Raw genomic sequence first — 26,567 nt, 5'->3', positions numbered from 1 at the left:
TGGCGCATCACACCCCTGCCGTGCGCAAGGGGAACCCCTATGGGTCGAGCAATGGCTGCCTCCGCGGCCGTCCCGCCCATACTGCGTCTAGCAAAAGCACGGGCGTGGCGTAGGGGTGGCGAAGTATGGCGTTTGCCGTCGCGCGTATTTCTCTCCGCCTCCGCCACGGGAGGATGGGGCACGGTCGTCGGTGGATAGGACGCCCGGGTCCGTCACCAGGTTCCGGGTAGTTCCCAACCACCCCTGGCCTTCACCGAGTACGTACCCATCGCGACCGTTGTGACGCTCTGTGGAGCAAGGCCAGTCGACCGCAATAAGCCGTCCCATGCGGCAGTTTTAAGCCAACTTTGCTTTTCCGCAAGAGGAAGGAGAGTTCTTCCCTCCGGCCTCAGGGACACCAGGAATCCCAGCAGGACAATGCTGGACATCTCCTTACGAGTGCGTGTACATGTGGAGACACTGCTAGCGGCGCAGAATGACATGGGGGTTTGCGATGCTTTTGAGCAGTACGCGCTGGTCGGAAAGCCGGACGCCATGAACGCCCCGCACCCTCCGAAAGTGGCTGGAATCGATTCAACGGTTCCGGCACCCGCACACACTGTCGCGCCCGTCGCGGCGGGTACCTCCCCGGCCGCCCCGCCAAACCCTCCGGCCCCACCGGGCGCGGTACTCCAGGACCGTCTCGCCGGCTGGGTCTCCGACCTCACCACCCTGCACGAGCTGACCGAGCGTCTGACCCGCACGTCCGCGCTCGACGAGGCACTCCAGGAACTGCTGCGGGCCGGCGCCGCCCTGGTGGGCGCCCGCCGCGGCCTCGTCGTCCTGGAACCCGGCGACGGACTCGGCCCGGACACCACCATCGGCCTGGGCCTGGCCCGCGCCGACCTCGGCCACATCGAGACCGTGCCCCGCAGTGCCCTGTCCTACGGCCGGATCCTCGACGGACTGCCCGGCGGCGAGGACGGCGTCGCCGAGCCCGACCTGTTCGCCGAGGAGGGGCTCGACCCCCGCCACCGCGAGGTCGCGGCCCGCCTCGGCTACGCCGCCAGCTACGCCGTCCCCCTGACCCCCGAGTCCACCGGGTCCACCGATTCCGCCGGCCGCCTCGGCGCCGTCGTATGGCTCTACGACGAACCCGCCGAGCCGAACGAACGGCAGCGCCACCTCGTCGGCCTGTACGTCCGCTACGCCGCCGAACACCTCGCCCGGCTGCTCGAACTGGAGCGCACGCGCACGGCCATGGCGACCATGTCGGACGAGCTGCTGCCCGCGCGGCTGCCGCGGGTGGCCGGAGTCCAGCTCGCCGCGCGGCACCGCACCGGCCCGCGCGGCGGCGGCGACTGGTACGACGCGCTGCCGCTGCCCGACGCCGCCCTCGGCCTCGCCGTCGGGTCCGTCACCGGGGCGGGGCCCAGCGCGGTCGCCGCGATGGGGCGGCTGCGGGCGTCCCTGCGCGCGTACGCCGTGATGGAGGGGGAGGACCCGGTCGCCGTCCTGTCCGACCTGGAGCTGCTGCTGCGGCTGACCGAGCCGGCCCGCTCGGCCACCGCCCTGTTCGGCTACTGCGAACCGGCCGCCCGCAAGATCACGCTCGCCGGGGCCGGGCACAGCCCGCCGCTGCTGATCGGACAGCACCGCACCGAGTTCGTGGAGACGTCGGTCTCCGCCCCGCTGGGCATGCTCGCCTGCTGGGAGGCGCCGAGCGTGGAGATCCTCGCCGAGCCCGGAGAGACGGTTCTGCTGTACACCGACGGGCTGCTGCACCGCACCGGCGAGACCACCGACCGTGCCTTCGCCCGGCTGCACGCGGCGGCGGCCGGAGCGCCCCGGGCACTGCGGCGCGACCCCGGCGCCCTCGCCGACCACGTCCTGCGGAGCGTGCTGCCGGACGGGCTGGACGCGGCGGACGGGGCGGAGGACGTCGTCCTGCTGGCGGTGCGGTTCGAGTAACGCTCCTCGTCATAGCCCTGAGGCCGCGTCCGCGCCGCCGTACAGTGGAGGGCGGTCCAGCGCCGTATCGAGGAGGATGACCGCCGTGGCAGAAGAGCCTTCGGACACCCCGGAGACTGCCGAAGAAGAGCCGATCAAGCAGCGGAAGAACGGACTGTACCCCGGCGTGTCCGACGAGCTTGCCGAGAACATGAAGAGCGGCTGGGCCGACACCGAGCTGCGTGATCTCCAGCCCATCGCCCAGGCCGCCGAGACCGCCGCCCGCCGGGCCGCGCTGTCCGCGCGCTTCCCGGGCGAGCGGCTGGTGATCCCCGCGGGCAACCTGAAGACCCGCTCGAACGACACCGAGTACGCCTTCCGCGCCTCCGTCGAGTACGCCTACCTCACCGGCAACCAGACCGAGGACGGCGTCCTGGTCCTGGAGCCCAAGGGCGAGGGCCACGAGGCGACGATCTACCTCCTGCCGCGTTCGAACCGGGAGAACGGCGAGTTCTGGCTGGACGGCCAGGGCGAGCTGTGGGTCGGCCGCCGGCACTCCCTCACCGAGGCGGAGAAGCTGTACGGCATCCCCGCCTCCGACGTGCGCGAGCTGGCCGGGGCGCTGCGCGAGGCCACCGGCCCGGTGCGGGTCGTGCGCGGGTACGACGCCGGCATCGAGGCCGCGCTGACCGACAAGGTCACCGCCGAGCGCGACGAGGAGCTGCGGGTCTTCCTCTCCGAGGCGCGGCTGGTCAAGGACGAGTTCGAGATCGGCGAGCTGCAGAAGGCCGTCGACTCGACCGTGCGCGGCTTCGAGGACGTCGTGAAGATCCTCGACAAGGCCGAGGCGACCTCCGAGCGGTACATCGAGGGCACGTTCTTCCTCCGCGCGCGAGTGGAGGGCAACGACGTCGGCTACGGCACGATCGCCGCGGCCGGGCCGCACGCCTGCACGCTGCACTGGGTGCGCAACGACGGGCCCGTGCGGTCGGGCGATCTGCTGCTGCTCGACGCGGGTGTGGAGACGCACACGTACTACACCGCCGACGTCACGCGGACGCTGCCGGTCAACGGCCGGTTCAGCGAGCTCCAGCGGAAGATCTACGACGCCGTGTACGAGGCGCAGGAGGCCGGGATCGCGGCCGTGCGGCCCGGGGCGAAGTACCGGGACTTCCACGACGCCGCGCAGCGGGTGCTGGCCGAGAAGCTGGTCGAGTGGGGGCTGGTCGAAGGGCCGGTGGAGCGGGTGCTGGAGCTGGGGCTTCAGCGGCGGTGGACGCTGCACGGGACCGGGCACATGCTCGGGATGGACGTGCACGACTGCGCCGCCGCGCGGACCGAGACGTATGTCGACGGTGTGCTGGAGCCGGGGATGTGCCTGACCGTCGAGCCGGGCCTGTACTTCCAGGCCGATGACCTGACGGTGCCGGAGGAATACCGGGGTATCGGTGTGCGGATCGAGGACGACATCCTCGTGACGGAGGACGGCAACCGGAATCTGAGTGCCGCGTTGCCGCGGCGTGCCGACGAGGTCGAGGCGTGGATGGCCTCCGTCAAGGGCTGAGTGGTGTCTCCGGGGGCGTGGGGGCTGGTCGCGCCCTGCGGCGGAGCCGCATATCGACGCTGTCCCGCGCCCCTGAGGCGTCCAGGAAGAGCGTCCCCGCAAGCAGAGGGGCGCTGCCTCGGGGGCTCCAGGCACGGCTGACGAGGTAGGTGTCCAGCGCTCGCAGAGCCAGGGCCCCCGGCCTCGTCGCCGTGCCGCCCGCCTCCAGCACACCGCGCGCCCTCGCCTGGACCTCGCGCAGGCCCATCGGGCCCGCCGTGTACAGCAGCTCCGTGTCCTGGAGCGTCGACATCACCGTGAGCAGGGCGTCGAGGCGGACCTGGGGCTCTGCGGCGCCCTGAGCCCGGGATGTCGTGAGGGTGTCCAGGGCGCGGCGGACGTGGGGAAAACCGGCCCTGGCCTCGCCGCGGGCGCCGGCCGCGCCGTAGCGGGCGGACACCGTGGAGCCGCGTGACGGGCGGCGCGGGGCGCGGCGGTCGGGGTGGGCGGCGAGGTGTTTGGCCAGGGTCGTCGTCTCGGCCGGGTCGGCGCCCGGGTTCAGCGCCGTCGCCGCGACCAGCAGGCCGAGCGTCCACAGCGCGCCCCGGTGGCCGCCGCCCGCGCGGCCCACCGTGTGTTCGGTGGAGCGGCCGATCGCGCCCAGTTCCGCACGGAGCCGGGCGCTGGGTTCGCCCGTGCGGCGGGCCGCGGCGGCCATCGCCGTGAGGCCGGGGAGCAGTGCCCGGGCCGACCAGCGCAGGGCTCGGTGGTCCCGGCGGGTGGCCCGGACCGTCAGGTCGCGCGGGTCGGGCAGGCCCGGCTTGGGGGCCAGGGCCAGCTGGCCGACCAGCGCGTCGACGGCGGTGTGCGCGAGTGCCTCGTCCTCAGGGCTGTTCATGGCCGTACCGGGGTGGTGGAGGTGTTCCGGTGATTTCCCGTCATGGAACGGAGAACCTAGGGACGCCACCCGTCAGGTGTGTGAGGCCGGGCTGAGAGCCGGCTGTGAATCGACCGGCGGCTTCCGGACAGCGGCCAAAAACCCGCAGGTCAACGGTGATTGGCGTGTGAGATCATGGCCGACCTTGCCGGGTCGACTCGGGGAACAGGCGCGATCATCATGAAGAACGTCCAGACGGCGCTGACCATGCAGGACGCCATCCTCACCCTGCAGAAGTACTGGAGCGACAACGGCTGCATGATCACGCAGCCGTTGAACACCGAGGTCGGAGCGGGTACGGCCAACCCGGCCACGGCGCTGCGGGTGCTCGGACCCGAGCCCTGGAGCGTCGCCTACGTGGAGCCGAGCGTGCGGCCGGACGACTCGCGCTACGGCGAGAACCCCAACCGGCTCCAGACCCACACCCAGTTCCAGGTCATCCTCAAGCCCGACCCCGGCAACCCGCAGGAGCTGTACCTGGGCAGCCTGAAGGCGCTCGGTGTCGACCTGGGCGCGCACGACGTGCGGTTCGTCGAGGACAACTGGGCCTCGCCCGCACTCGGCGCCTGGGGGCTGGGCTGGGAGGTCTGGCTGGACGGCATGGAGATCACCCAGTTCACCTACTTCCAGCAGGTCGGCGGTGTCGCCCTGGACCCGGTGTCGGTGGAGATCACGTACGGGCTCGAACGCATCCTGATGAACCTTCAGGGCGTGTCCCACTTCAAGGACATCGTCTACGCGCCGGGCATCACGTACGGCGAGGTGTTCGGGCAGAACGAGTACGAGATGAGCCGCTACTACCTCGACGACGCGGACCTCGACACCAACCAGCGGCTGTTCGACGCGTACGCGGCCGAGGCCCGGCGCCTGCTCGACCTGGAACTGCCGGTCCCGGCGTACACGTACGTGCTCAAGTGCAGCCACACCTTCAACGTGCTCGACGCGCGCGGTGCGATCAGCACCACCGAGCGGGCCAAGGCGTTCGCGCTGATGCGCGGCCTGACGCACGAGTCGGCCAAGCTGTGGGAGCGGCGGCGGGCCGCGCTGGAGCATCCGCTCGGGGTGGCGGCCGCACCGGCCCCCGCGCAGCGGCCCGCGCTGCCCAAGGTGCCCGGCGTCGAGACGCTGCTGTTCGAGATCGGCGTGGAGGAACTGCCGTACGCCGATGTCCCCGCCACCACGGAGGCGGTGCGCGAGTCGGTCACCGCCAAGCTGGCCGCGACCCGGCTGGGGCACGGCGCGATCACCGTGATGGCCACGCCGCGCCGGATCGTGATCACCGTCGAGGGCGTGCAGCCGCGGGAGCGGGACACCATGCGGACCGTGCGCGGCCCCAAGGTCGCCGCCGCCTTCAAGGACGGCGCTCCGACGCCTGCCCTGCTGGGCTTCGCCCGCAGTCAGGGGGCCGAGCCGACCGACGTGCGGATCGTCAACGTCAAGGGTGTCGAGTACGTGGCCGTCACCCGGCACGAGGAGGGCCGTCCGGCCGTCGAGGTGCTCAGCGATCTGCTGGCCGAGGTCGTGTCCGGGCTGCGGGCCGGCCGCAACATGAGGTGGAGCGACCCGGGGCTGTCTTTCTCGCGGCCCGTGCGCTGGCTGCTCGCGCTGCTGGGCCGTACTCCCCTGCCCGTGGTGGTCTCCTCGCTCTCCGCGAGCGACACGACGCGGGTGCAGCGCCAGGCCCCTTATCCGGAGGTCCGCGTGACCTCGGCCGAGGGCTACCCGCACTTCCTGCACATGCACGGCATCCTGCTCGACCGGGACGCCCGGCGCGGTGCGGTGGTCCGCGGTGCCCTGGAGGCGGCGGCGGAGGTGGGCGGACGGATCGACGTGGAGGGACAGGCCGATCTGATCGACGAGATCACCGACATCCTGGAGTTCCCGTACGCCGTGCGGGGGTCGTTCGACGAGCGCTATCTGGAACTGCCCGCGAGCGTCCTGACCACCGTGATGCGCAAGCACCAGCGCTATCTGCCGGTGCTGGACGGCGAGCGGCTGCTGCCGCACTTCGTCACCTTCGCCAACGCCCTGTGTGACGACGACGTGGTGCGGGCGGGCAACGAGGCGGTGCTGCGGGCCCGTTACGAGGACGCCGCGTTCTTCTGGCGGGCGGATCTGAAGGTGCCGCCGGCGGAGTTCCGGCGCCGGCTGGACAAGCTGACCTTCGAGGACCGGCTCGGTACGGTCGCCGACCGCGCCGACCGCCTCGCCTCTCTCGCCCTCGACCTGGCCGGGCGCGCCGGGCTCCCCGAGGAGGCGGTGGACGTCGTCCGGCGCGCCGGTGCGCTGGCGAAGTTCGATCTGGCGTCACAGATGGTGATCGAGTTCTCCGGACTGGCCGGGGTGATGGCCGAGGAGTACGCGCGCCGGGCCGGCGAGTCCGCCGAGGTCGCCCGGGCCCTGGCCGAGATGGAGCTGCCGCGCTCGGCCGGCGGTGCCCTGCCGGCCGGGGACGCGGGTGCCGTGCTGTCGCTCGCCGACCGGTTCGACCTGGTGACCGGCATGTTCGTGATCGGGGCGGCGCCGACCGGGAGCTCCGATCCGTACGGGGTGCGCCGGGCCGCCATCGGGCTGCTGAACGTGTTGCGGAGTCTGCCTGCCGTGGCCGGGGTGCGGGTGAGCGAAGGGCTGCGCGCGGCGGCCGTGCGGTACGCCGCGCAGGGCGTCGAAGTGCCCGCCGAGCGGGTCGCCGAGGCCGGCGAGCTGATCACCCGGCGCTACGAGCAGCAGCTCACGGACGCCGGGCACGAGCATCGGCTCGTTCAGGCCGTCCTGGTGTGGGCCGACCTGCCCTCCCACGGCGACCGCACCCTGGCCACGCTGGAGCGGCACATCGGCACAGAGAAGTTCGAGGCACTCGCTGCCGCGTTCCAGCGGGTCGTGCGCATCCTTCCCGAGGACGGCGTCGAGGCGGCGGATCCGTCCCTGCTGACCGCGCCCGCCGAGCTGCGTCTCGCCGACAGCGCCGACGCCGTACGCCAGGCCCTGCACGGCCGCGAGGACGACCTCGGCGCACTGATCGAGGTCTCCGCCCCGCTGGTCGAGGCGATCGGCGCCTTCTTCGACGAGGTGCTGGTGATGGACCCCGACCCGGCGGTCCGCGCGGCCCGGCTGGCGCTGCTCACACAGGTGGCGGGGCTGGCGCGTACGACGCTGGACTGGGGTGCGCTGTAGGGGGACAGGCGGGCAGGAGGCGGACGGGCAGGGGGACGGACGTTTCACGTGAAACACCGCCTCCGAGCCGATTAGGCGTCGGCGGAGGTCAGACCGCCATCAGGGGCGCGGCGTCCTCGCGCCACTTGAGGACCTTGTCGAAGCTCACGACAGCCCCGCCCCGGCCGGGCTTGTTGCCGATGTGGACGTGGTCGGCGAGCTGCTCGATGAGGCACAGCCCTCTGCCGTTCTCCGCGTCGGTGTGTGCGGGCCGGATCGGCGGGCGGGACCGGCCGGCGGACGCCGCGGGGAATCCCGGGCCCGCGTCGGCGACCTCGATCCGGCACTTCTCGCCGTCGAGGTACGCCGTGACCCGGTACGCCTCAGAACCGGGGCCGCCGCGTGCCGTGTCCCCACCGTGCTCCACGGCGTTCGCGCAGGCCTCGCTGAGGGCGACGGAGAGGTCGTAGGAGATATCGGGATCGACGCCTGCGGTCTCCATCGTGCCGATCAGAAGGCGCCTGGCGAGCGGCACGCTCGCAGCTTCGCGCCGCAGATGGAGTGACCACCAGATGCTCATGCTCCAGCCTCCTGGCCGCGGCTCGACATACCGTTACGTATTGCCCTGAGTCCCCGCATGTAAGCGTGAAGTTGACGTGACACCGCCCATACGGCGGATGCGCCCTAGCCCTGATCGGTGTATGTGGGGGGACGGCTGGGGCCAGAGAGTGACGTTCCGGTCGTTCGGCATCTTGCGGACCTGCCGCACGAGGCCTGGGTGGCCAGTGCGATGATGAGCCCGCCATGACTGCCCCCCACGCGTGCGCGACGCGCTCCGGACTCACGCTCCGGATCCTGCGGGCCGCGGTGTTCGCCGCGGTCTGTGTCGTGCTGGCCGGGGCAGGTCACGCGCTCGCCTCCTGCGACGGCATTCCGTTGTGGACGCTGGGCGCCGGGTTCCTCGGAGTGCTCGCCGTGGCGGCGCCGTTCGCCGGGCGCGTGCGCTCGCTGCCGGGGATCGCGGCGCTGCTCGCGGCCGGCCAGACGGTGCTGCACACGCTGTTCGGACTCGGTCAGCACGGTACGGCCGCCGCCACATCGTCGGTGCCCGCGGGCACGAGTGACGCCGCACTGGTCCAGCAGGCCGCGCGGTTGGTGTGCGGGACGACGGCGGCGGCGATCAGCCCGGCGCAGGCGCACAAGATCCTCACCGACGCCCGGCTCCAGCCGGCCACGGGTGCGCACACGCATCTGCCGGCGGACGCCGGGACACCGGCCTCCCTGTGGCCGTCCCTGCCGATGCTGCTCGGCCACGTCCTGGCGGCGATCGCCGCCGGCTGGCTGCTGCGCCACGGCGATCTGGCCCTGCTGCGGCTCACCGAACTGTCGGCGCAGGGGGTCACGGAGGGGGCGCTCGTGCGCTCCCTGCGGGCCGCGCTCGCGCTGGTGCGCGCCCTGCGCGCCGGGCTGCCGGGAGCTCCGGAGGCCTGTCCGCGCCCCGTGCACGCCGTGCGGCCCGCGCCGGCGATGCCGCGCACGACCGCACTTCAGCACACGGTGATCCGGCGCGGCCCGCCGGCCGCCACGGCTCGTGCATCCGCACTCGCCCTCGCCGCCTGACGCGACGCGACCACCACTCCGCCTTTTCGTACGATCCGCTTGATCCGTTACATCCAGTTGATTCGCTCGACTCGGATGACTCGGATGATTCGGACGGCTTGGAGGGGGGCCGCCGTCGTGCGGTCCGCGCGCGTGTGCGTCTCCCTTTCACGCCCCGACCCGACTCACAGCGGAGTGCTCCCTTCCATGAAGGCTTCCCGTATCGCAGCGGCCGGTGCCGCCGCCGGTGTCACCGTCCTCGCCCTGTCCGTCCCCGCCTTCGCGCACGTCAGCGTGCAGCCCGAGGGCGCCGCAGCCAAGGGCGGCTACGCGGTCGTCGACTTCAAGGTCCCCAACGAGCGGGACAACGCCTCGACCACCAAGCTCGAGGTCACCTTCCCCACCGACCACCCGCTGGCCTCGGTGATGCCGGAGCCGATGCCCGGCTGGAAGATCGACGTCACCAAGTCCAAGCTGGACAAGCCGCTGGAGCTGCACGGCGAGAAGATCTCCGAGGCCGTCACCAAGGTCACCTGGACCGCCGACGGCAAGGGCATCGAGCCCGGCTACTTCGAGAAGTTCCCGCTCTCGATCGGCCAACTGCCCGAGGACACCGACCAGCTGGTCTTCAAGGCCCTCCAGACGTACTCCAACAAGGAGGTCGTCCGCTGGATCGAGGTGCCGCAGGAAGGCCAGGAGGAGCCCGACAACCCGGCCCCGGTGCTGGAGCTGTCCGCCGCCTCCGAGGACGGGCACCACGCGTCCTCGGGCGACGAGGCCTCCGACGCCAAGTCGGCCGAGAAGGCCTCCGCCGACACCTCCGCCGACTCCACCTCCTCCAGCGGCACCGACACCACCGCCCGCGTCCTGGGCATCGTCGGCATCGTGGTCGGCGCGGCGGGCGTCGCCTACGGCGTGCTGGCCGGGCGTCGGCGCACCAACGCCTGACGCCGTTTCCGTTGCACGGCGCGCGCCGGGTTCCCGCCACGGGCGGGGCACCCCGGTGCGCGCCGGGTCACCGACATCTGGGACATTTTTCTATGCGCACCAAGACCTTCGCCGCGGCCGCTCTGCTCGCTGCGGCCTCCCTGACCCTGACCGCCTGCGGCAGCGGCAACGACAGCGACAAGCCCGTCGCCGTCGTGTCGGAGCAGGCCGGCAGCGACAAGGCCGCCACCGTCCTCGACAAGCCGTTCGAGAAGCCGGACCTGGTCCTCACCGACACGCAGGGCAAGAAGTACGACCTCCGCAAGGAGACCGAGGGCAAGCCCACGCTGATCTACTTCGGTTACACCCACTGCCCCGACGTGTGCCCGTCGACGATGAGCAACATCGCCGTGGCCAAGAAGCAGTTGCCCAAGGCCGAGCAGGACGAGCTGCGCGTCGTGTTCGTCACCACCGACCCGGACCGCGACAAGCCGGCCGAGCTCGGCAAGTGGCTCAAGGGCATCGACCCGCAGTTCATCGGCCTCACCGGCGACTTCGCGACCATCCAGGCCGGCGCCCGCACCCTCGGCATCTCCATCGATCCGCCGCACAAGGACAAGAACGGCAAGATCGTCTCCGAGCACGGCACCCAGGTCATCGCCTTCTCACCGAAGACCGACGGCGGCTATGTGCTCTACGGCGAGGACGCCACCGTCGACGACTACACCAAGGACCTCCCCGAGATCGCCAAGGGGGAGAACCCGTGAGGCGGCGACTCGGCCCGGCGGCCCTCGTCATAGCCGGGGCACTGACCCTGGCGGGCTGCGGCGGCTCGGACTCGGAATCCGGGGACTCCGGTTCCGGGAGCGGCAAGGCGGAACTCTCCGTGGGCTCCGCGTACATGCCGCAGCCCGTCTCCGACGAGATGGCGGCCGGCTTCTTCACCGTCACCAACAAGGGCGGTGCCGCCGACGAGCTGACCTCGGTCACCAGCGACGTCGCCGGGCAGGTCACCGTGCACGAGACCGTCGGCTCGGCCATGCAGGAGGTCAAGAGCCTGAAGGTCCCCGCCCACGGCGAACTCGTGCTGAAGAGCGGCGGCAACCACCTGATGTTCGAGCAGCTCAAGCGCAAGCCGAAGGAAGGTCAGACGGTTTCCGTCGAGCTCCACTTCGCCCACTCCGGCCCGGTCGAGGTCGAGATGCCGGTGAAGTCGGCGACCTACAACCCGAAGACCGGACACTGAGGGAGGGACCACTGTGACGCAGACCATCGCCCCCCGCGTCCGGACCATGGTGCTGCTGCTCCTGGCCGCGGCCTGCGCACTCCTCGCCGGAGCCGGTCCGGCCTCGGCGCACGCCGCGGTGACCGGCAGCGATCCCGCGCAGGGGGCGGTGGTCGACAAGGCCCCGGCCCGGATCTCGCTCACCTTCTCCGAGCAGGTCGCCATGTCCGGCGACTCGCTGCGCGTGCTCGACCCCGAGGGCAAGCGCGTCGACGCGGGCGAGCCGTCCAACGTCAGCGGCACGACCTACGCCGTGCGGCTCCATTCCGGCCTGCCCGACGGCACCTACACGGTCGCCTACCAGGTGGTGTCCGCGGACAGCCATCCCGTCGCCGGTGCCTACACCTTCTCCATCGGCGCCCCGTCCAAGACGTCCGTGTCGGTCTCCGGGCAATCGACCGACGACGGCGTGGTCGGCTGGCTGTACGGCTTCGGGCGGTACGTGTCCTACGCCGGGTTCATCGTGATGGCCGGCGGCGCCGCTTTCGTGCTCGCCTGCTGGCCCCGCGGCTCCGGAGTGCGGCCCGTGCAGCGGTTCGTCGTCTCCGGGTGGCTCGCGCTCACCGCCGCCACCCTCGCCCTGCTGCTCCTGCGCGGCTCCTTCACCGGCTCCGGGAAGGTCGCCGACGTCTTCGACCTGTCCCTGCTCGGGCAGGTACTCGAGACCAAGACCGGCGCGGCCCTGGTGTCCCGGCTGCTGCTGCTCGCCGCGGCGGCGCTGTTCATCGCCGTACTGTTCGGGGCGTACGACAAGCGCGAGGATGCCCAGGAGAAGCGGGACCTGACCTTCGGGCTCGCGATCGGCGGCGTCGTCGTGGCGGCCGGGCTCGCCGCGAGCTGGGCGATGTCCGAGCACGCCTCGGTCGGGCTCCAGGCGGGCATCGCCATGCCGGTCGACGTCCTCCATCTGCTCGCCGTCGCCGCGTGGCTCGGCGGGCTTGGCGCACTGCTGGTCGCCCTGTACCGGGCGCCCGCCGACGCGCCCGTCGACGCGTCGGCCGTACGCCGTTTCTCCCGAGTCGCCTTCGGCAGCGTCCTCGCGCTGATCGCGACCGGGACGTACCAGTCCTGGCGCCAGCTCGGCTCCTGGACGGCCTTCACCGACACCCGCTACGGACAGCTGCTCCTCGCCAAGATCGCTCTCGTGGCCGTCCTGGTCGGCGTCGCATGGATCTCACGCCGGTGGACCGGGCGGCTGGCGGAAACGGTGCCGGCACCGGCGGAGCGGGAGAAGGCACGGGTCGGGGCAGGGGCCGCTGCCTCCGGCGAAGCAGGGGCCGATGCCTCCGGTGTCACTGCCGGTGACGCCGAGCCCGACGGGACCGGCGACGACCGGACCGGCACGGACACAGAGGCCGGCGCCGACACCGGTGACCAGCCTGATCCCGAGCCCGCCGACACCGAGCGGGCCGCGCAGCTCGCCCGGCAGCGGGCCGCCCGGGACGCCGCCCGGCAGAAGCGGCTCCGAGACGCCGACCCGAACCGCTTCGGCCTGCGCCGCTCCGTGCTGGCCGAGGCCGGCATCGCGGTCGTCCTGCTCGCCGTCACCACCGTTCTCACGCAGACCGAGCCGGGACGCACGGAGCAGGAGGCCAAGGCCGCCACCCCGTCCTCCGCGTCCACTTCGCCCGACACGGGCGCGTCCGGGGCACTGACCCTGAACATGCCCTTCGACACCGGCGGCAAGGACGGCAAGGGCATCGTCACGGTCGACCTCGACCCCGCACGCGTGGGCGACAACGAGATGCACATCTACGTGGAGCGGCCCAACGGCCGGGCCTTCGACATCCCCGAGGTGAAGGTCGACTTCACCCTCAAGGCCAAGGACATCGGGCCGCTGCCCGTCGTCCCCGACCACATCGCAACCGGACACTGGTCGGCGAACGGAGTGCAGATCCCCATGGCCGGCGACTGGAAGGTCGACGTGACCGTGCGGACCTCCGACATCGACGAGGTGACCGTCTCCAAGAACGCGCAGATCGGCTGAACCACCATGGCTGACCAGTCCATTCCCAAAGCCCGTACCCCCGGCACCGTCCCGGGGGAGACCGAAGCGGCCGCTGCCCAGGAGGGCATCTCACGGCGACGCCTGCTCGGCACCGCCGGTGCCACCGGGCTCGTGCTCGGCACGGCGGGCGCGGCCGTCGGATACGCCGCCGCGCCCTCCGATGCCGCCGCTCCGCTCACCTCGCTCGGCACCGGCCGGGCGATGTTTCACGGGAAACATCAGCCCGGCATCACCGACGGCCTCCAGGCCCGTGGCCATCTCGTCGCCTTCGACCTGGCGACGGGCGCCGGCCGCAAGGAAGCCGCCGCCCTGCTGCGCCGCTGGTCGGAGACGGCCCGGCGGCTGATGGCGGGCGAGCCGAGCGCGCACGACGACACCGACGTGGCCCGCGACGCCGGACCCTCGTCGCTGACGATCACCTTCGGCTTCGGCCACAGCTTCTTCGGCAGGACCGGCCTGGAGAAGCAGCGTCCGAGCGCCCTGGACCCGCTGCCCGAGTTCTCCTCCGACCACCTCGACAAGAACCGCAGCAACGGCGACCTCTGGGTGCAGATCGGTGCCAACGACGCCCTCGTCGCCTTCCATGCCCTGCGCGCGATCCAGAAGGACGCCGGCTCGGCGGCCCGGGTCCGCTGGCAGATGAACGGCTTCAACCGCTCACCGGGCGCCACCGCCCACCCCATGACGGCCCGCAATCTGATGGGCCAGATCGACGGCACCCGCAATCCGAAACCGTCCGAGCCCGACTTCGACCAGCGCATCTTCGTGCCCGAGAAGGGCGAACCGGCCTGGATGGCGAACGGCTCCTACGCCGTCGTACGCCGTATCCGCATGCTCCTCGACGACTGGGAGAAGCTCTCCGTCAAGGCGCAGGAGGACGTGATCGGCCGCCGCAAGGCCGACGGGGCGGCGCTGTCCGGCGGCACCGAGACGACCGCGATGGACCTGGAGAAGACGGACGCCAAGGGCAACCTGGTCGTCCCGATCAACGCCCACGCCCGGATCACCCGGCCCGACCAGAACGGTGGCGCGGCGATGCTCCGCCGCCCGTTCTCCTTCCACGACGGCATCGACCCGGACGGCGTCCCGGACGCGGGCCTGCTCTTCATCTGCTGGCAGGCCGATCCGCTGCGCGGCTTCGTGCCGGTGCAGCGCAAGCTCGACCGCGGCGACGCCCTGTCGCAGTTCATCCGGCACGAGTCGAGCGGGCTGTTCGCGGTGCCCGGTGGGGCCACGGAGGGCGAGTACGTGGGGCAGAAGTTGCTGGAGGGGTGAGAGTTCATCTCTGGGCGGACTTTGGGGAATAGCGCTTCCGCGGTCCCATTAGGGTGAGGTCATGCCAGCGAGCTATGCGTATCTCGGCCCCGAGGGCACCTTCACCGAAGTCGCCCTGCGCACGCTTCCCGAGGCCGCCACCCGGGAACTCATCCCGTACGTGTCCGTCCAGTCCGCGCTCGACGCGGTACGCGCCGGCGAGGCCGAGGCCGCGTTCGTGCCGATCGAGAACTCCGTCGAAGGCGGCATCACCACCACCCTCGACGAGCTCGTCGCCGGCGCGCCGCTGATGATCTACCGCGAGGTGCTGCTGTCGATCACCTTCGCGCTACTGGTCCGCCCCGGCACCAAGCTGTCGGACATCAAGACCGTCTCCGCCCACCCGGCCGCCCAGCCGCAGGTGCGCAACTGGCTGAAGAAGCACCTCCCGGACGCCCACTGGGAGTCGGCCGCCTCGAACGCGGACGCCGCCCGGCTGGTCCAGGAGGGCCAGTACGACGCCGCCTTCGCCGGCGAGTTCGCGGCCGCTCGCTATGGCCTGGAGGCCCTGGAGACCGGGATCCACGACGCGGAGAACGCCCAGACGCGGTTCGTGCTGGTCGGCCGGCCCGCCCGGCCCGCGGCACCGACCGGCGCGGACAAGACATCCGTCGTGCTGTGGCAGCGCGACGACCACCCCGGCGGCCTGCGCGATCTGCTGGGCGAGTTCGCCACCCGCGGCATCAACCTGATGCTGCTCCAGTCCCGGCCCACCGGCGCGGGCATCGGCAACTACTGCTTCTGCATCGACGCCGAGGGCCATATCTCCGACCGCCGGGTGGCCGAGGCCCTGATGGGCCTGAAGCGGATCTGCCTCCAGGTGCGTTATCTCGGCTCCTATCCGCGCGCGGACATGCAGCCGGGGGATGTCCAGCCGCCGCGGCTGGGGACGTCGGACGACGAGTTCGTGGCGGCGGCGGACTGGGTGGCGCGGTGCCAGGACGGCCGGTTCTAGGCCGGGCGTACCTGCTGATTGTCGTTATCCACAGAAGTTATCCACAGCCCTGCTTCTCGACCTGGGGACAAGTCGACAGCGAAGCATGAGTCAGTCGACAAATCGCCCTACAGGCCCCTGATGTGTCCATCGACCGGCAGGTCACCCTTCGTCCACCGTTTTCCCTTGCGTAACTCTTCGGGGTGACCCATTTCCACTCGAAAGTGAAGGCAGGGCGGGTTTGTCTCGGGAATTCTTCGGCTTGGCAGGGCCTTCCGGAGTGATCAATTCCGAAGTCCACAGATCTTCCACACAGCCTGTGGATAACTTTTCGCCGGGCATGGATCCCTGTGGACAACCGAGCCCCAAGTCCCCTTCCCCACAAGGGATTCGAGTCAATGCCACGCCTTGCGGATACCTCGTTCCGGGGAGAGGTGGTCGGTTTATTGACACACTGCGCAATTCCTCCATAACGGTACGTAAGCCACGCCCGGAATAGTGAGTCGTGGGTGGTCACCCCACACCGGTAGCCTTGGGCGCGTGATTGACCTTCGCCTGCTCCGTGAGGACCCCGACCGTGTGCGCGCGTCGCAGCGCGCCCGTGGAGAGGACGTCGCGCTCGTCGACTCCCTCCTGTCTGCCGACGAGCGGCGCAGGTCGTCCGGCGTCCGCTTCGACGAGCTGCGCGCCGAGCAGAAGGCGCTCGGCAAGCTCATCCCCAAGGCTTCCGGGGAGGAGAAGGCCGAGCTGCTGAAGAAGGCGGGTCAGCTCGCCGCCGACGTCAAGGCCGCCGACGCGGAGCGCGACGCCGCGGCCTCCGAGACCCAGGAGCTGCTCCAGAAGCTCGGCAACCTCGTCCACCCGGACGTGCCCGTGGGCGGCGAGGAGGACTTCGTCACGCTGGAGACGCACGGAACGATCCGCGACTTCACCGCCGAGGGCTTCGAGCCCAGGGACCACCTGGAGCTCGGCCAGATCCTCGGCGCGATCGACGTCGAGCGGGGCGCCAAGGTCTCCGGCTCGCGCTTCTACTTCCTGACGGGCGTGGGCGCCCTGCTGGAGCTCGCCCTGGTGAACGCCGCGATGGCCCAGGCCACCGCGGCCGGCTTCACGCCGATGCTGACCCCGGCCCTGGTGCGCCCCCAGTCCATGGCGGGCACTGGCTTCCTCGGCCAGGCCGCCCAGGACGTCTACCACCTCGCCGACGACGACCTCTATCTGGTCGGCACGTCCGAGGTCCCGCTCGCGGCGTACCACATGGACGAGATCCTCGACGCCGACAAGCTGCCGCTGCGCTACGCGGGCTTCTCGCCCTGCTTCCGCCGCGAGGCCGGCTCGCACGGCAAGGACACCCGGGGCATCTTCCGCGTGCACCAGTTCGACAAGGTCGAGATGTTCTCCTACGTCGCCCCGGAGGACTCGCAGACCGAGCACCAGCGGCTGCTGGAGTGGGAGAAGCAGTGGCTGACCTCGCTTGAGCTGCCGTACCGCGTGATCGACGTGGCGAGCGCCGACCTGGGCGCCTCGGCGTCCCGCAAGTTCGACTGCGAGGCGTGGATCCCGACCCAGGGCAAGTACCGCGAGCTGACCTCGACCTCGGACTGCACCGAGTTCCAGTCCCGCCGCCTGTCGATCCGTGTCCGTGAGGGCAAGCAGGTCCGCCCGCTGGCCACGCTCAACGGCACGCTGTGCGCCGTCCCGCGCACGATCGTGGCGGTCCTGGAGAACCACCAGCAGGCCGACGGCTCGGTGCGCGTGCCCGAGGTGCTGCGTCCGTTCCTCGGTGGCCGGGAGGTCCTGGAGCCGGTGGCCAAGTGACCACCGACGGTTTCCCGTACAAGCTGATCGCCACCGACCTCGACGGGACGCTGCTGCGTTCCGACGAGTCGGTGTCGGCGCGCACCCGTGACGCGCTCGCCGCGGGCACCGCGGCGGGTGCGGCGCACATCGTCGTCACCGGCCGCGCGGTCCCATGGACCCGGCACATCCTCGACGACCTCGGCTACCAGGGGCTGGCCGTCTGCGGCCAGGGTGCGCAGGTGTACGACGCCGGCGCCCACCGGCTGCTGACGTCGGTGACGCTGGACCGGCAGCTGGCCGGGGTGGCGCTGGCCAAGATCGAGGCTGAGGTCGGCCCACTGTACCTGGCGGCGAGCCGTGACGGCCTGGACGGCGAGGTGCTGGTGGGCCCCGGCTACGCGGCCCACGGCAACCTGCCCGCCACGCCGTTCACGGACGCGTCGGACCTGTGGACCGCGCCCCTGAACAAGCTGTACATCCAGCACCCGACGCTCTCGGACGACGAGCTGTGCGAAGCGGCCACGCGCACCGCCGGCGGTTTCGTCAGCGTCGTCATGGCGGGCGAGGGCATCGTCGAACTCCTGCCTCTGGGCCTGTCCAAGGCGACCGGCCTGTCCCTGGCGGCGCGCCGGCTCAAGGTGAAGGCGGCCGACACGATCGCCTTCGGCGACATGCCCAACGACATACCGATGTTCGCCTGGGCCTCCTACGGTGTCGCGATGGCGGACGCCCACGAGGAACTGAAGGCGGTGGCCGACGAGGTGACGTCCTCGAACGAGGAGGACGGGATCGCGGTGGTGCTGGAGCGGTTGCTGGGCTGAGCCTTCGTGTCGCGTGTGCGGCGGAGGATGCACGGATCGAACGTGCGCGGGCTTTCCAGGCCCGACCATGGCTTAGCAAGCCAGTGCCTTACCACTCGGCCAATCCTCCGGGTGGGCGGCCTCACGCGACGTGCGATTCGCGTGCTCGAAGCGGCCGCCCCGGGCAGCTCCCCGTGCGGGGCGGGCTCTACGGAGGGGTAGCGATTACTCCGGAACCCGCCGCGGGCTGCCCTGAAGGGAGCTGGACGTACTGCCGTGCATGGACATCGTCCGGCTCCTCTCCCAGAACGTGACGCCGGACTGATCGCCCGGCAGGGACACGACTACTCTGCCTGCCGGGCGAAAAGGACGCCACCGATTAAATCGGCGGTCGGACGGGGTCGGTCAGCGCTTGCGCCACCTGCGCCGCCGGGCCTTGCTGAAGAACCAGCCCGCAGGCGGCTCGTCCGAGCGCCAGGGCTGCGGCTCCGGTTCCTCGCGCCGCCAGCGCGCGGCGAGCATCCGGGCGCGGGCGGACGGCTCGGAGGTCTCGGCGGAGCGTATGAAGTCGTCGTCCAGGACGAGGTCGTCCCAGGCGTCGTCTCCGGACCCGGATCCCGACTGCCCGCGGTCGTCGTACTGTGCCCTCTCGCCCGCCATCCCCGTCCCCTCCCAGCCGTCCGACTTCCGTGCGATATCCCTACTTACCGTTCGCTCAGTGTGCCCTGACGGGGGTGAAGGCCCCGTCAGGGCCGGGGCACGTCACTCCTCGCCGGCGAGGGTCAGCGAGCGCAGCTTCTGACCGGCGTACCAGGTGGCCAGCACCGTGACGGCCACCAGCAGCACCGTCGCCGTGGTGAGACCCACGTCGGAGGTCACCAGGTCGCCGCCGGAGACCTTCTGGGCCACGGCCAGCGCCCACTGCTGGACACTCAGCGTGCGGGCGCCCGGCACCAGGGAGCCGAACAGGGCCTCCCAGACCAGCGCGTAGACGAGTCCGAACACCACCGCGTGCCGGGAGACCGTGCCGAGCAGCAGGAACAGGGCCGCGTACGCGATGGAGGCGACCAGTGCGGCCACCGTGTAGGCGACGGCGATCTGCTGGCCGTTGCCGTTCAGGATGAAGCCCGCGACGAGCGTCGGCACCGCGGAGAACACCATCGTCACCGCGATCGCGACGATGAGCTTGGTGAAGATGATCGCCGGGCGTTTGATCGGCTTGGACAGCAGGTACACCACCGAGCCGTCGTCGATCTCCGGCCCGATCGCGCCGGTTCCGGCGATGACGCCGATGATCGGCACCATCGTGGCGAGGGCGAGGCCGCCCAGCAGGTCCGCCGCCGTCTGGTCGTCCGCCCCGGCGAGGAAACGCACCACCACCGAGATGGCGATGAGCAGCAGCGGCAGGGCTCCGAGGATGAGGGCCCGGCGCCGGCCGAGCAGGGCCCGGTAAGTGAGCCGGGCGACTGTGGGGTCGTACATCAGGGCCTCCTACGCCGCGACGAGGTACGAGAAGACGGACTCGAGGGACTCGTCGGACGGCGAGACCGTGAGCAGCCGGATGCCGTGGTCCTTGGCCACCCGCGGCAGCAGGGCCGTGAAGCGGCCGAAGTCGACGGCCTGGATGCGCAGCGCGCCCTCGGCGAGGTCGACTTCGATGCCGGACGTCGACGGGTCGGCGATCAGCGCGGCCGCGAGGGCGCGGTCGTCGCTGGAGCGCACCAGGTAGCGGTGCGGCCGGTCGGTCATCAGGCGGCGGATCTTGCGGAAGTCACCGCTGGCGGCGTGCCGCCCGGCGACGACGACCTCGATGTGCCAGGCGAGTTGCTCGACCTCTTCGAGGATGTGGGACGAGAACAGCACCGTGCGGCCCTCATCGCCCATGCGCCGCAGCAGGTCCATGAGCTGCATGCGCTGGCGGGGGTCCATGCCGTTGAAGGGCTCGTCCAGCAGGAGCAGCGACGGGTCGTGGACCAGGGCGGAGGCCATCTTCACGCGCTGGCGCATGCCCTTGGAGTACGTCTGGATCTTGCGGTCCTGCGCGTACTCCATCTCGACCGTGGCGAGCGCCCTCTGGGCCGCCTTGGCGCCCAGGCCGTGCAGCTCGGCGTTGGCGAGGACGAACTCCTTCCCGGTGAGGAAGTCGTACATCGCCTCCCGCTCGGGGACGACGCCGATGTGCTTGTAGATCTGCTCGTTGCGCCACACCGGCTGGCCGTCGAGGGTGACCGTGCCGGTGGAGGGGGCCAGGAAGCCGCCCATCATGTTGATGAGGGTGGACTTGCCGGCGCCGTTGGGGCCGAGCAGGCCGGTGACGCCGGGACCGACGGTCATGGTGATGTCGTTGACGGCGACCACGTTGCCGAACCAGCGGGAGACGTGGTCGATGGAGAGCGTGGTCACAGTCCCACCTTCTTGTAGCGGCGCATCAGGAGGCCGTAGCTCGCCGCGATGAGGCCCAGGGCGACGACGACGTAGACGACGCCCTCGGCGGTGCTCGGGCCCACCCCGCTGGGGGAGGCGGACGTCGCGCCCAGGAACGCGGACTGCACACCGTCGATGATCGTGATCGGCGAGAACAGCCCGATCCAGGGCACGGCGTCGCCGCTGCCCTGGGCGTCGGCGATGGCCTGGAGGGTGGAGACCGCGCCGTAGGTGATGGTCAGCACGGCGATCACGGCCGCGATGCCGAAGCCGCGGCGCGGGGTGAAGGACGCGATGACCAGGCCGATACCGGCGAAGAGCAGTGAGAGCAGTGCCACGGAGACGAGTCCCTGTGCGAATCCCTTGGTCTGGTCGGCGAAGTCGAGCTTGGCCAGCAGCGCGCCCACGTAGAGCACGATCAGGGGAGCGGCCGTGAGGATGAACAGCGCCGAGGCGAGCGCCGCGAACTTGGCGCGCACGTAGTCGGCGGTCTCGATGGGCCGCGAGAAGTACAGCGGCACGGTCTTGAAGCGCAGGTCGCGCGAGACGGACTGGGGTGCCTGCGAGGCGACGTACAGGCTGATGACCGCCTGCATGATGATCGCGTAGCGCGTGTAGTCGACGGGCAGGGCGTTGGCCTTGGTGAAGACCGCGACGGCGACCATGATGGCCGCGGGCACGCACATCACCACGAACAGCAGCATCGGCAGCACCTTGGACTTCACCGAGCGGCCGAGGCCGTAGGAGCCGCGCAGGGACTGCGAGTACAGGGAGCGGCGGGCGTAGGCACGGCCCAGGCGGGGGCCGTCGTAGCTGCGGTAGCCGATGTTGTGGATACGGGTCTGGTCACCCGGTGCCGGGGCGGATGTCCCCGTGGAGTGCTCAACCGCCATGGCCGACCGCCTCCTTCCGCTGCTCGTGCTGGTCACTGGTCGTGAACACCTCGGAGATGTGGTGCCGGCGCTGTTCCATGCGCACCAGGCCGAGCCCGAGGTCCGCGATCACGTCCCTGACCAGGTCGTACGTCTCCTCGCCCTGGGCGGTGAGCAGCAGGATGTGGCCGGCGCCCGGCAGTCCGCTGCCGTCCTCGACGCTCACCCCGCGTGCGTGCAGCGCGTCGCGCATCGCGCGGGTGCCGTCCGGGTGCTCGTCGGTGTCGGTGACCTCGATCGCGAGGGTCGTCGTGGTCTGGGTGAAGTCCGTGGTGGAGCTGGAGCGCAGGAGCTTGCCGCCGTCGACGACGACGACGTGGTCGCAGGTGCGCTCCAGTTCGCCCAGCAGGTGCGAGGTGACCAGGACCGAGATGCCGAAGTCGGTGTGGATCCGGCGGATCAGGCCGAGCATCTCGTCGCGGCCGACCGGGTCGAGCCCGTTGGTCGGCTCGTCGAGGAAGACCAGCTGCGGGTCGTGGACGAGGGCCTGGGCGAGCTTGACGCGCTGCTTCATGCCGGTCGAGTAGCCGCCGATGGGGCGGTAGCGCTCCTCGTACAGACCGACGTGGCGCAGGGTGTCGGCGGTGCGCTCGCGTGCGGCGGTGGGCGGCAGGCCGGACATGCGCGCCATGTGGACGACGAACTCGGTGGCCGAGACGTCCGGGGGCAGGCAGTCGTGCTCGGGCATGTAGCCGACCCGCTCGCGGATGTCGGCGCCCTTGGTGGCGACGTCGAGGCCGAGCACTTCGGCGCGGCCCTCGGTGGCGGGGGACAGACCCAGCAGGATCTTGATCAGTGTGGACTTGCCGGCTCCGTTGGCTCCGACGAGTCCGGTCACACCGGGCCCGACGTCCACGGAGAGCCGGTCAAGCGCGGTCACCCGGGGGAACCGCTTGCTCAGGCTTTCGGTCGCGATCACAGTCACGCTACGAAGGTAGAGGCCGCGATCGTGGCGGTCGTCACTCCGCAGAGCTGTCTTCGGGTCAACCTGGAGTAGTACGGGCCCTTAGGGGACCTGGTTCTTGAGAGTTACCACGGTCGGGAGTCTCCTATTGACGAACCGTCTAACAACTGCCAGATTCGCCGGATGACGTTGCTCACGGGCGCGCGGGAGCGCTGGGTGCGGACCGGCGAGGTCGAGCTGTGCGTGGCCGAGGTGGGTGATCCGCGGCGGCCGACCGTGGTCCTCGTGCACGGCTACCCCGACAGCAAAGAGGTGTGGTCCGAGGTCGCCGCGCGTATCGCCGGGCACTTCCACGTGGTGGCGTACGACGTCCGGGGCCACGGGCGGTCCACGGCGCCACGGCCGCTGCGGGGCGGGTTCACTCTGGAGAAGCTGACGGACGACTTCCTGGCCGTCGCGGACGCGGTCAGCCCGGACCGGCCGGTGCATCTGGTCGGGCACGACTGGGGCTCGGTGCAGGCCTGGGAGTTCACCACCGTCCGGCGCACCGAGGGCCGTATCGCCTCCTTCACGTCCATGTCCGGGCCGTCCCTGGACCACTTCGGCCACTGGATCAACAGCCGTGTGAAGCGGCCCACCCCGCGCCGGATCGGCCAGCTCCTCGGGCAGGGCGCCAGGTCCTGGTACGTGTACCTGCTGCAGACGCCCGTGCTGCCCGAGCTGGCCTGGCGCGGCCCGCTCGGCAAGCGCTGGCCCCGGGTTCTGGAGCGCGTCGAGAAGGTGCCCCGGGGTGACTACCCGACCTCGTCCCTGCCGTCGGACGCGGCACACGGGGCCTGGCTGTACCGGGACAACGTCCGGCGCCGGCTGCGCAGGCCACGCCCGGACGCGTACGCGCACGCGCCCGTGCAGATCGTGACGCCCCTGGAGGACCGGTTCCTGTCGGAGCGGCTCACCGACGAGCTGGAGCAGTGGGTTCCGCAGTTGACCCGCAGGACCGTTCAGGCGGGGCACTGGATCCCACGCACCCGTCCGGATCAGCTCGCTTCGTGGATCGAGGAGTTCGTGACGACCGTGGAGAGCGGGCGGTCCCCGGTGGCGGCGAGCGGCAAGCACGCCCAGCGGTTCGGCGGGCAGCTCGTGCTGGTCACCGGGGCGGGCAGTGGCATCGGGCGGGCGACGGCGCTGGCGTTCGCCGAGGCCGGCGCGCGCGTGGTCGCCGTCGACCGGAACGCGGAGGCGGCGGCCCGCGCTGCCGAGTCGTCCCGCCTCGCGGGCGCTCCAGCGGCCTGGGCGGAGATGGTCGACGTCTCCGACGAGCAGGCCATGGAGAAGCTCGCCGAGAAGGTCACCGCCGAGTACGGCATGGTGGACGTCCTCGTGAACAACGCCGGGATCGGACTGTCCGGTTCCTTCTTCGACACCACGCCGGAGGACTGGAAGAAGGTCCTCGACGTCAACCTCTGGGGTGTCATCCACGGCTGCCGGCTCTTCGGCCGGCGGATGGCCGAGCGCGGCCAGGGCGGCCACATCGTCAACGTGGCCTCGGCGGCGGCGTACCAGCCGTCCCGGGCGCTTCCCGCGTACAGCACCTCCAAGGCGGCCGTCCTCATGCTCAGCGAGTGCCTGCGCGCTGAGCTCGCCGGGCAGGGGATCGGCGTGACAGCGGTCTGCCCCGGCTTCGTCAACACCGCCATCACGTCCACGGCGCACTTCGCCGGGGTCGACGCGGGCGAGGAGAAGCGGCTCCAGCAGCGCGCCGCTCGCCTGTACGGGCTGCGGAACTACCCGCCGGAGAAGGTCGCCGCCGCGATCCTACGGGCCGTGGTGCGCAACGAGGCGGTGGTCCCCGTCACGCCGGAGGCACGGGGCGCGCGCTGGCTGTCGCGGTTCGCGCCGGGGGCGCTGCGGGGAATCGCGCGGGTGAAGCCGCCGATGTGACCCCAAGAGGCTTGCTGGGAGGGCCAGTTGTCCACAGACTGGCCAATTCCCCTGTGGATAACACCACTTGGCTGTGGATCAAACCTCCAAGGGGAACTCAATCGCGTGATTCAGGTCTCTCCCGGGCCTCACTGACGCGCTGTGCAGGACGAACCGCTCTCGGTGACTGTTTCACGTGAAACACAGGTCACCCGCAGCACTCCCTTAGGCTCGATGCCATGAGTCTGCGTCTGAGCACCGTGATCCTCCCCCACCGCCGCTGGCAGGAAGGCGGCCGTGCGGCCTGGACGCGTGCCGAGCAGCTCGGCTTCCACACCGCGTACACCTACGACCACCTCTCGTGGCGCAGCTTCCGGGACGGCCCCTGGTTCGGCGCCGTACCGACCCTCACGGCCGCCGCGACCGTGACCGACCGGCTGCGGCTGGGCACTCTGGTGACCTCGCCGAACTTCCGGCACCCGGTGACGCTCGCCAAGGAACTGATCTCCCTCGACGACATCTCCGGCGGGCGGGTCACGCTGGGCATCGGCGCGGGCGGCTCGGGCTTCGACGCCACCGCGCTCGGCCAGGAGCCGTGGACCCCGCGGGAGCGCGCCGACCGCTTCGCCGAGTTCGTCCCGCTGCTCGACCGGCTGCTCAGCGAGGACGCGGTGTCGTACAAGGGCGACTTCTACTCGGCACACGAGGCACGGAACATCCCCGGCTGTGTGCAGCGCCCCAGGCTTCCGTTCGCGGTGGCCGCGACGGGGCCGCGCGGGATGCGGCTCGCCGCACGGTACGGGCAGGCGTGGGTGACCACCGGCGACCCCAAGCTGTACGAGAACGGCACTCCTGAACAGTCGGTTCAGGCCATACGCGGGCAGGCCGAGAAACTCTCCGACATCTGCGCCGAGATCGGCCGGGACGTGACCGGCCTCGACAAGGTCCTGCTCACCGGATTCACCCCGGACCGCGGCGGCCCGCTCCAGTCCCTGGACGCCTTCGTCGACTTCGCCGGCCGGCACAGGGAACTGGGCTTCACGGACATCGTGCTCCACTGGCCCATCCCCGACTCGCCCTTCGCGGCGGACGAGAAGGCCTTCGAGCAGATCGCCATGGAGGCGCCGGCGCAGTTGCGCTGAGGGTCTTACGGGAGGCCCCTCGGGAAGTTCCTGGTGAGGGCGGTATCCACTCACCTGTGCGGAGTCCCGCACGCACGTGCAGGCATATGCGGGACAATGGCCGGGTGACCTCAGCGACCCGACAGCCCGAGACCGCGGCCGAGACCGTCCCGCCGCGGCTGATCGCCACCGACCTGGACGGCACGCTGCTGCGCGACGACAAGTCGGTGTCCCCCCGAACGGTGGCCGCCCTGGCCGCCGCCGAGGAGGCGGGCATCGAGGTCTTCTTCGTCACCGGCCGCCCGGCCCGCTGGATGGACGTCGTCAGCGACCACGTGCACGGCCACGGCCTGGCGATCTGCGGCAACGGCGCCGCCGTGGTCGACCTGCACGGCGGCCCCGGCTCCCACCGGTTCGTGAAGGTACGGGAACTGGAGCGGGCGAACGCCCTGGATGCCGTACGGCTGTTGCGTGACGCGGCTCCGGGCACGGTGTACGCGGTGGAGCAGACGTACGGCTTCTACCAGGAACCGGCCTATCCGAAGCTGCACATGGAGACCCCGGACAGCCTCGCCCCGGCGGAGGAACTGCTGTCGCCGCACCACCGTGCTGCCGCGGAGCCGGTCCTGAAGATCCTGGCCTACCACCCCGAGATGGACCCCGACGCCTTCCTGACCCTGGCCCGGCTCGCCATCGGCGACCGCGCCAACGTGACCCGCTCCAGCCCGAGTGCACTGCTCGAGATCAGCGGCCCCGGGGTGTCCAAGGCCAGCACGCTCGCCCTGTGCTGCGCCGAGCGCGGCATCTCGCACGAGCAGGTCGTCGCCTTCGGCGACATGCCGAACGACGTCGAGATGCTGACCTGGGCGGGCCGCTCCTACGCGATGGGCAACGCCCACCCGGACGTGATCGCCGCGGCCTCGGGACGGACGGTCGCGAACAACGAGGACGGCGTGGCGGTCGTGATCGAGCGGCTGCTCACGGAACTGCGGTAGCTGTCGCGGCTGTAGGCAATGACCGCGGTGCTGCCGTGGCCC

The 26,567-nt window shown here is 71.1% G+C and carries 22 protein-coding genes and 1 tRNA gene; 15 read left to right on the top strand and 8 right to left on the bottom strand.

Annotation, left to right across the window (positions count from 1 at the left end; all coding sequences use genetic code 11):
- The first annotated feature begins 417 nt into the window (after positions 1–417).
- Together MQE23_RS22875 and MQE23_RS22870 are read left to right on the top strand one after the other, a co-directional pair.
- Positions 418–1,950: a PP2C family protein-serine/threonine phosphatase gene (locus tag MQE23_RS22875; RefSeq protein ID WP_243380103.1), complete on the top strand. Its 1,533-nt coding sequence runs from the start codon at positions 418–420 to the stop codon at positions 1,948–1,950.
- Positions 1,951–2,035: 85 nt separating this feature from the next.
- A complete protein-coding gene (locus tag MQE23_RS22870; protein ID WP_243380101.1) occupies positions 2,036–3,493 on the top strand; it encodes an aminopeptidase P family protein in 1,458 nt (485 codons plus the stop codon).
- Here the strand turns inward: MQE23_RS22870 and MQE23_RS22865 are convergent.
- Positions 3,483–4,370, bottom strand: coding sequence for a triphosphoribosyl-dephospho-CoA synthase (locus tag MQE23_RS22865; protein WP_243380100.1), 888 nt, complete (start codon positions 4,368–4,370; stop codon positions 3,483–3,485). The genes MQE23_RS22870 and MQE23_RS22865 overlap by 11 nt on opposite strands.
- 219 nt (positions 4,371–4,589) lie before the next feature.
- Here MQE23_RS22865 and MQE23_RS22860 point away from each other — a divergent pair, with 219 nt between their 5' ends.
- Positions 4,590–7,583, top strand: coding sequence for a glycine--tRNA ligase (locus MQE23_RS22860; RefSeq protein ID WP_243380098.1), 2,994 nt, complete (start codon positions 4,590–4,592; stop codon positions 7,581–7,583).
- An 88-nt stretch (positions 7,584–7,671) separates the two neighbouring features.
- Here MQE23_RS22860 and MQE23_RS22855 read toward each other — a convergent pair whose 3' ends face one another.
- On the bottom strand, positions 7,672–8,142 hold the full coding sequence (locus MQE23_RS22855) for an ATP-binding protein (RefSeq protein ID WP_020274308.1): 471 nt from the start codon (positions 8,140–8,142) through the stop codon (positions 7,672–7,674).
- 224 nt (positions 8,143–8,366) lie between these two features.
- On the opposite strand from MQE23_RS22855, the gene MQE23_RS22850 reads away from it, so the two are divergent.
- From MQE23_RS22850 to MQE23_RS22810, 9 genes are all read left to right on the top strand, one after another.
- Positions 8,367–9,182: a hypothetical protein gene (locus MQE23_RS22850; protein ID WP_243380097.1), complete on the top strand. Its 816-nt coding sequence runs from the start codon at positions 8,367–8,369 to the stop codon at positions 9,180–9,182.
- 186 nt (positions 9,183–9,368) lie between these two features.
- Complete coding sequence (locus MQE23_RS22845) at positions 9,369–10,109, top strand: YcnI family protein (RefSeq protein ID WP_243380095.1); 741 nt, start codon at positions 9,369–9,371, stop codon at positions 10,107–10,109.
- 92 nt (positions 10,110–10,201) lie between these two features.
- Positions 10,202–10,855, top strand: a complete 654-nt coding sequence (locus MQE23_RS22840) for an SCO family protein (RefSeq protein ID WP_020274311.1) — start codon at positions 10,202–10,204, stop codon at positions 10,853–10,855.
- Entirely contained in the window at positions 10,852–11,334 is a 483-nt protein-coding gene (locus MQE23_RS22835) for a copper chaperone PCu(A)C (protein ID WP_020274312.1), read from the top strand. Before MQE23_RS22840 ends, MQE23_RS22835 begins: the two co-directional genes overlap by 4 nt.
- Before the next feature lie 13 nt (positions 11,335–11,347).
- Positions 11,348–13,360 (top strand): copper resistance protein CopC, encoded by a 2,013-nt coding sequence (locus tag MQE23_RS22830; protein WP_243380094.1) that lies wholly within the window; start codon positions 11,348–11,350, stop codon positions 13,358–13,360.
- Between the two features lie 6 nt (positions 13,361–13,366).
- Positions 13,367–14,656 (top strand): iron uptake transporter deferrochelatase/peroxidase subunit, encoded by a 1,290-nt coding sequence (gene efeB / locus MQE23_RS22825; RefSeq protein WP_243380093.1) that lies wholly within the window; start codon positions 13,367–13,369, stop codon positions 14,654–14,656.
- A 61-nt stretch (positions 14,657–14,717) separates the two neighbouring features.
- The gene (pheA, locus tag MQE23_RS22820) at positions 14,718–15,650 is read left to right on the top strand and encodes a prephenate dehydratase (RefSeq protein ID WP_020274315.1); all 933 of its coding nucleotides are present in this window, start codon (positions 14,718–14,720) and stop codon (positions 15,648–15,650) included.
- A 519-nt stretch (positions 15,651–16,169) separates the two neighbouring features.
- Positions 16,170–17,447 carry a serine--tRNA ligase gene (gene serS, locus MQE23_RS22815; protein WP_243380091.1) on the top strand — a complete coding sequence of 426 codons (1,278 nt, stop codon included), beginning with the start codon at positions 16,170–16,172 and terminating at the stop codon, positions 17,445–17,447.
- Positions 17,444–18,250: an HAD family hydrolase gene (locus MQE23_RS22810; protein ID WP_020274317.1), complete on the top strand. Its 807-nt coding sequence runs from the start codon at positions 17,444–17,446 to the stop codon at positions 18,248–18,250. The genes serS and MQE23_RS22810 overlap by 4 nt, the downstream gene beginning before the upstream one ends.
- Positions 18,251–18,271: 21 nt before the next feature.
- Here the strand turns inward: MQE23_RS22810 and MQE23_RS22805 are convergent.
- The 6 genes from MQE23_RS22805 to MQE23_RS22780 form a co-directional block, all read right to left on the bottom strand.
- Positions 18,272–18,359, bottom strand: a tRNA-Ser gene (locus MQE23_RS22805).
- Between the two features lie 275 nt (positions 18,360–18,634).
- A complete protein-coding gene (locus MQE23_RS22800; RefSeq protein WP_020274319.1) occupies positions 18,635–18,889 on the bottom strand; it encodes a hypothetical protein in 255 nt (84 codons plus the stop codon).
- A 102-nt stretch (positions 18,890–18,991) separates the two neighbouring features.
- Positions 18,992–19,711, bottom strand: a complete 720-nt coding sequence (locus tag MQE23_RS22795; protein ID WP_020274320.1) for an ABC transporter permease subunit — start codon at positions 19,709–19,711, stop codon at positions 18,992–18,994.
- 9 nt (positions 19,712–19,720) lie between these two features.
- The gene (locus MQE23_RS22790; RefSeq protein ID WP_243380090.1) at positions 19,721–20,632 is read right to left on the bottom strand and encodes an ABC transporter ATP-binding protein; all 912 of its coding nucleotides are present in this window, start codon (positions 20,630–20,632) and stop codon (positions 19,721–19,723) included.
- Entirely contained in the window at positions 20,629–21,546 is a 918-nt protein-coding gene (locus MQE23_RS22785; protein ID WP_020274322.1) for an ABC transporter permease subunit, read from the bottom strand. Before MQE23_RS22785 ends, MQE23_RS22790 begins: the two co-directional genes overlap by 4 nt.
- Entirely contained in the window at positions 21,536–22,504 is a 969-nt protein-coding gene (locus tag MQE23_RS22780; protein WP_020274323.1) for an ABC transporter ATP-binding protein, read from the bottom strand. The genes MQE23_RS22785 and MQE23_RS22780 overlap by 11 nt, the downstream gene beginning before the upstream one ends.
- Before the next feature lie 168 nt (positions 22,505–22,672).
- Here MQE23_RS22780 and MQE23_RS22775 point away from each other — a divergent pair, with 168 nt between their 5' ends.
- The 3 genes from MQE23_RS22775 to MQE23_RS22765 all read left to right on the top strand — a co-directional run bounded on the left by MQE23_RS22775 (position 22,673) and on the right by MQE23_RS22765 (position 26,525).
- Positions 22,673–24,430: an SDR family oxidoreductase gene (locus MQE23_RS22775; protein ID WP_243380089.1), complete on the top strand. Its 1,758-nt coding sequence runs from the start codon at positions 22,673–22,675 to the stop codon at positions 24,428–24,430.
- Between the two features lie 218 nt (positions 24,431–24,648).
- The gene (locus MQE23_RS22770) at positions 24,649–25,551 is read left to right on the top strand and encodes an LLM class flavin-dependent oxidoreductase (protein WP_243380088.1); all 903 of its coding nucleotides are present in this window, start codon (positions 24,649–24,651) and stop codon (positions 25,549–25,551) included.
- 86 nt (positions 25,552–25,637) lie between these two features.
- On the top strand, positions 25,638–26,525 hold the full coding sequence (locus MQE23_RS22765; protein WP_243380086.1) for a Cof-type HAD-IIB family hydrolase: 888 nt from the start codon (positions 25,638–25,640) through the stop codon (positions 26,523–26,525).
- The last annotated feature ends 42 nt before the right edge of the window (positions 26,526–26,567 follow it).

Origin of the sequence: Streptomyces sp. HP-A2021 (genome assembly GCF_022807935.1) — a bacterium.
GTDB classification, from domain to species: Bacteria; Actinomycetota; Actinomycetes; order Streptomycetales; family Streptomycetaceae; genus Streptomyces; species Streptomyces afghaniensis.
The sequence above is the reverse complement of the archived record's forward strand: the minus strand, read 5'-3'. Positions and strand labels throughout refer to the sequence as shown.